The following is a 658-nucleotide window of genomic DNA, read 5'->3' as shown; positions in this document are numbered from 1 at the left end:
ACTTGCTTATCAGTTCCCCGAGGCTTATCGCAGATTGCTACGTCCTTCTTCGGCTCCAGATGCCAAGGCATCCACCGTTTGCTCTTAAAGACTTGAAATCACATGAGTTTCATCAAGAATCGAACCCGAACAATAAAGTCCAGGCTGAAATTGACTAATGATCTTTAAGATCATCAATATGAACCAGCCCGAAGGCCGATCCAAAAGATGCTCGCGTCCACTGTGTAGTTCTCAAAGTACGGGCGGTACCCCCCACCACCGGCAACAGCCGGCAACCAGGAAGCCCAGAGAGTCAAACCCACCACCACAACCCTCCCCAAAAGGAAAGATCACAGCGGCAGCGTCCGGTCCCTCAGGACCCAACAGCGTGCAGGCACCCCGCTCACCAACCCCCACCCTCCAACCACACCCCCGAAGAGACGCGGCGTACTAGTAGGAACCAGCTGCGCTGATGCCATGTCAAATGTTCCACCCTGAGCCCCAGCCACACACAGTCGGTGTGGTACTGGGTCCTGGAACCCCCCGAAGAGGGTTCAGGTGCTCCTTAGAAAGGAGGTGATCCAGCCGCACCTTCCGGTACGGCTACCTTGTTACGACTTAGTCCTAATTACCGATCCCACCTTCGACGGCTCCCTCCACAAGGGTTGGGCCACCGGCT

The 658-nt window shown here is 55.8% G+C and carries 2 rRNA genes; both read right to left on the bottom strand.

Going from position 1 to position 658, the window contains the following annotated elements:
- Window positions 1–98: ribosomal RNA gene (locus tag MRBLMI12_RS08640) — 23S ribosomal RNA — on the bottom strand; the annotation flags it as partial.
- Window positions 99–548: 450 nt separating this feature from the next.
- Window positions 549–658, bottom strand: a 16S ribosomal RNA gene (locus MRBLMI12_RS08635); the annotation flags it as partial.

The sequence above is a fragment of the Microbacterium sp. LMI12-1-1.1 genome, from assembly GCF_040676455.1.
GTDB lineage: Bacteria > Actinomycetota > Actinomycetes > Actinomycetales > Microbacteriaceae > Microbacterium.
The sequence above is the reverse complement of the archived record's forward strand: the minus strand, read 5'-3'. Positions and strand labels throughout refer to the sequence as shown.